The following is a 3,880-nucleotide window of genomic DNA, read 5'->3' as shown; positions in this document are numbered from 1 at the left end:
AAGCGGAACGCCGGCTCGCCGTCCTGGATAAACGGCTGGAAATGTGGGCGCAGTATGAGCAATACAAGCCCATCCGCCAAAAGCTGGATAAGGTGAAACCAGGCAAACGGGAGAAGTACCAGCAGGAGCATAGAGACGGGTTAGCGTTATTCGATGCTGCCGCCGTTTTTCTGAAATCGCTGAAAGAATCCGGCGAAGCGATCACGCCCAAGGCGTGGCGGGCCGAAGCCGCAAAATTGACCATGCAGAAAGACGCAGACTATCAGAAAATGCGGGCTATGCGGGATGAAATCAAAGCTGTTGAATCACTCCGCAAGGCCGCTGACCGTCTGGCCCATGAGGGCCAGCGCCAGCAGAGGGAAACCGAACGATAACACTACGATTTTTACGAAAGGATTTTGCAATTATGGATATGACCCCATGGGAACGCCGCCAGAAGATTTTGGAGACGCTGTGTCTCCGGCGGCAGGATACTTACAGAAACCTGTCACATGAATTTAACGTCAGCACCGGCACGATTCGCCGGGACATTGTGGTGCTGACCTGCTCCTATCCCCTCGAAACGGTGAGGGGCAATCACGGCGGGGTCAGAGTGGCAGAGTGGTTCCACCTTGACCGCAGGGCGTTGAACTCTGCGGAGATCACTTTCCTCCGCAGGCTGGCGGAATCGCTGGACGGCTCCGACCGTGAAATGCTCAACCGCATTATTACCGTATTTTCGCATTGAGGACAATTACCATGCAAATGAAAATCAGCGAAATCAAAATCAACCCAGGGCGGCGGGACACCCAGCAGAGGAACGTGGAGGAACTGGCCCGGAGCATTGCCGCCGTGGGCCTGATGAATCCCATCACCGTCACCCAGGACAACACGCTTATTGCTGGCCTGCACCGATTGGAGGCTGCGAAGCTGCTGGGCTGGACGGAGATTGAGTGTACCGTCAGCGATGCGGACGGCCTGCAAGCGGAGTTGGCAGAAATTGACGAGAACTTTGTTCGGGCGGGGCTGTCCCACCGGGAGTTGGGCGACTTGCTTCTGCGCCGGAAAGAACTCTATGAAGCCATCCACCCGGAGACACGCCAGGGCCAGCGCAACGGCCAGACAGCTAAAAACGACAATTTGACGGTTTTAGCGGCAAAGCCCTTTTCGGAGGATACCGCCGATAAGCTGGGAATCAGCAAACGCACCGTGGAGCGGCTTGTCCAGACCGCCGCCAATCTGACCCCGGAGGCCAAGAAAACCATCCGGGACGCTGGCGATAAAATCACCAAAGGGGATGCGCTGAAAATTTCCAGACTGCCCCCTGACCAGCAGGCGGAGGCCGCTGCCGTTCTGACCATAGCCCCGCCAACACCGAAGCGGCAGAGGATGGCGGACGGTGAAGATGCGCTGCGCGAGTTTAAGCTCCTATGCTCCCGCTATGTTTCCGACATCAAAGCCCTTCATCACCGGGCAGATGTTTTCGCCAGAATGTCAATGTCTCAATTTGACGAACTGGGCAATAGCGCATATTCCATCACGGAAGCAATCAAGGAACTTTTTGAGGAAGTACATGAAATCCGACACGAAATGGAGAAGGAACATGAAAACTGACTATATTACCAGCGGCTCCACCCTGCCGCCCTACATGGCGTATCCCCGGTTCCTGTTGGGCATGAATATCCGGCTGACGGCGAAAGAGGTCTACGCGATCATGCTGGATATGACGTTCAATTCGGATATGGTTCAGACCGACCGGCGCGGGCGGCGGTATCTGGCGTTCTACAACAAGACCATTGCGGCGATCATCGACCGCACTCCCAGCACTGTGGCACAGTCCCTGCGGGAGTTGGAGGACGTTGGGCTGGTGGAGAAGGAACTGATCGCCCTCCACACTCCCTATCACATTTACATCAAGTTACCCGCAGGAGAAAACGTGCCGTGATTGTCCACATGAACTATCAGCAGTACCGCACCGCCCGCAGACTGGTACATAGCTGCTGCAACTATGATTGTGGGAATTGTCTGCTTCTGGACGGTGGCGAGGAATGTATCTGCCCACAGAGTATTACCTACTCGCTTGTGTGCCGCTGGTTCCGCGCCGCCGTCCTGCCCCTGGACGCTGGCTTGTGCGCCGCCCTGCTCCACCGGGCAGACCGGAGGAAATGTGTACTCTGTGGCGGTTACTATCTGCCGAAATCCAACCGGGCGAAATACTGTCCTGATTGCGCTGTTACTGCCCGTAGAAGGAAAGAAGCGGAACGCCAGCGCAAACGTTACTACGATTCTACGCATTTAGGCCCTAAAAAACCATGATTTTTCAAGGTTTTCCGGGGTGCTGTCAATAGGGGCCTGATACATTCCCTATCTGACACCCCGGAAGGCCCTCAGAGAGCCTACAACGGCGATTCTACAAAGGAGTTTTTACCCTATGGCTGAAAACAGGAGATTTTACTATCTCAAACTGAAAGAAAACTTCTACAACAGCGAGACAATGGTTGTGCTGGAAAGTATGCCGGACGGCCTGTTGTACTCGAATCTGCTGCTGAAAATGTACCTTATGTCCCTGAAAAGCGGCGGAATCCTCATGCTGGGCGAGCATCTTCCCCACACCGTCCAGACCATCGCCACCTTCACCCGGCACCAGATCGGCAGCGTGGAGAGGGCAATCAAGGTGTTCATGGAATTTGGCCTTGTGGAAGTCCTGACAGACGGCGCTTTCTACATGGCCGACATTCAACTGCTAATTGGTCAGTCCTCCACCGAGGGGGAGCGGAAGAAGCGGGAACGGAGCCGGTTGCAGCGTCAAAAACTGCTGCCCTCCGGCAAAGTGGACATTTGTCCACCCATAGACCCGGTGGACAAATGTCCCCCTATATTAGAGATTAGAGATAAAGAGTATAGAGATAAGAGTATAGAGAATAGAGAGGGGGAACGCGCCCGCACGTTGGGCCGTTACCAAAATGTTTTTCTGTCTGCTGGTGAACTGTCCGAACTGCAAGCCGACTTTCCTACCGTCTGGCAGGAGTACATCGAAAGATTGTCCGAGTACATGGCATCCACGGGCAAACAGTACCAGAGCCATGCCGCCACCATTCGCCGCTGGATAGCGGATGACCGCCGCAAGGCCGCTCCCCCTGCCCGTGACCGGGATTATAGCGTCAGCGAGGAGGACACCGTATGATGGAACTGACCGAGGAAATCCGAGCCGTCATCGACAAGACCACTGCTGCCATGAAACTGGGAGAGGGCGAGTACATAGCCCCGGCTGATGGGCTTGTCCATTGCCGGAAGTGCGGCGCACCCCGGCAGACTGTCATTCGCTCCCCCTTTGGCGGCTATATCGCTCCCCGGTGTGTCTGCCCTTGCCAGCAGGAGAAAGAACGCCGCCGCAGAGAAGCCGAGGAACGCCGCCAGCGCATGGAGCGTATCAGGCGGCGTAAGGCCCAGGGACTTCAAGACCGCTACCTCTACGGCTACACATTCGCCCATGACAACGGCGAGAACCCTGTTATGGCGAAAGCCCACGCCTATGTCAATCACTGGCCCCAAGCGTTCAAGAAGAACATCGGCCTGTTGCTGTTCGGTGACGTTGGTACGGGCAAATCCTTCCTGGCCGGGTGCATAGCGAACGCGCTTCTGGAACGGGACGTACCTGTACTCATGACCAACTTCCCCACCATCCTGGCCCGCCTGTGCGGGACGTTCGGAGAGGACAGGACGGACTTTCTGGACAGCCTGGGGGACTATGACCTGTTGATTATAGACGACCTGGGCGCGGAGCGCAACACCGAGTATGCCCTTGAGCAGATGTTCAGCATCATCGACAGCCGGTATCGCTGTAACAAGCCGCTGATCGTGACCACGAATCTGAAGCTGGACGAGCTGAAGCACCCGCCCG

Annotated in this window: 6 protein-coding genes and 1 pseudogene; all 7 read left to right on the top strand. The window is 56.0% G+C overall.

The genetic code is table 11. The features are described 5' to 3' along the window. Positions 1–374: pseudogene (locus QZ326_RS11775) on the top strand (conjugal transfer protein TraA); the annotation flags it as partial. A gap of 32 nt (positions 375–406) precedes the next feature. Next, on the top strand, positions 407–727 hold the full coding sequence (locus QZ326_RS11770) for a DeoR family transcriptional regulator (RefSeq protein ID WP_016324249.1): 321 nt from the start codon (positions 407–409) through the stop codon (positions 725–727). Positions 728–744: 17 nt separating this feature from the next. Next, complete coding sequence (locus QZ326_RS11765; protein WP_242832294.1) at positions 745–1,593, top strand: ParB N-terminal domain-containing protein; 849 nt, start codon at positions 745–747, stop codon at positions 1,591–1,593. Then, a complete protein-coding gene (locus tag QZ326_RS11760) occupies positions 1,583–1,924 on the top strand; it encodes a hypothetical protein (RefSeq protein ID WP_016324251.1) in 342 nt (113 codons plus the stop codon). Before QZ326_RS11765 ends, QZ326_RS11760 begins: the two co-directional genes overlap by 11 nt. 8 nt (positions 1,925–1,932) lie before the next feature. Further along, positions 1,933–2,295, top strand: coding sequence for a cysteine-rich VLP domain-containing protein (locus QZ326_RS11755; RefSeq protein ID WP_295745435.1), 363 nt, complete (start codon positions 1,933–1,935; stop codon positions 2,293–2,295). 115 nt (positions 2,296–2,410) lie between these two features. After that, a complete protein-coding gene (locus QZ326_RS11750; RefSeq protein ID WP_295745424.1) occupies positions 2,411–3,163 on the top strand; it encodes a phage replisome organizer N-terminal domain-containing protein in 753 nt (250 codons plus the stop codon). Continuing rightward, positions 3,160–3,880: ATP-binding protein (locus QZ326_RS11745; protein ID WP_295745421.1), on the top strand; the 721-nt coding region annotated here is incomplete at its 3' end. The genes QZ326_RS11750 and QZ326_RS11745, both read left to right, overlap by 4 nt.

The organism is uncultured Oscillibacter sp. (assembly GCF_910587525.1).
In the GTDB taxonomy this organism is placed as follows: domain Bacteria; phylum Bacillota; class Clostridia; order Oscillospirales; family Oscillospiraceae; genus Oscillibacter.
This window is presented reverse-complemented; position numbering and strand designations above follow the sequence as displayed.

What these genes read in the sequence shown, in the direction of transcription:
- QZ326_RS11755 (WP_295745435.1), top strand. Translation starts at nt 1,933, where the DNA reads ATGAACTATCAGCAGTACCGCACCGCCCGCAGACTGGTACATAGCTGC.
- QZ326_RS11750 (WP_295745424.1), top strand. Translation starts at nt 2,411, where the DNA reads ATGGCTGAAAACAGGAGATTTTACTATCTCAAACTGAAAGAAAACTTC.
- QZ326_RS11765 (WP_242832294.1), top strand. Translation starts at nt 745, where the DNA reads ATGAAAATCAGCGAAATCAAAATCAACCCAGGGCGGCGGGACACCCAG.
- QZ326_RS11770 (WP_016324249.1), top strand. Translation starts at nt 407, where the DNA reads ATGGATATGACCCCATGGGAACGCCGCCAGAAGATTTTGGAGACGCTG.
- QZ326_RS11760 (WP_016324251.1), top strand. Translation starts at nt 1,583, where the DNA reads ATGAAAACTGACTATATTACCAGCGGCTCCACCCTGCCGCCCTACATG.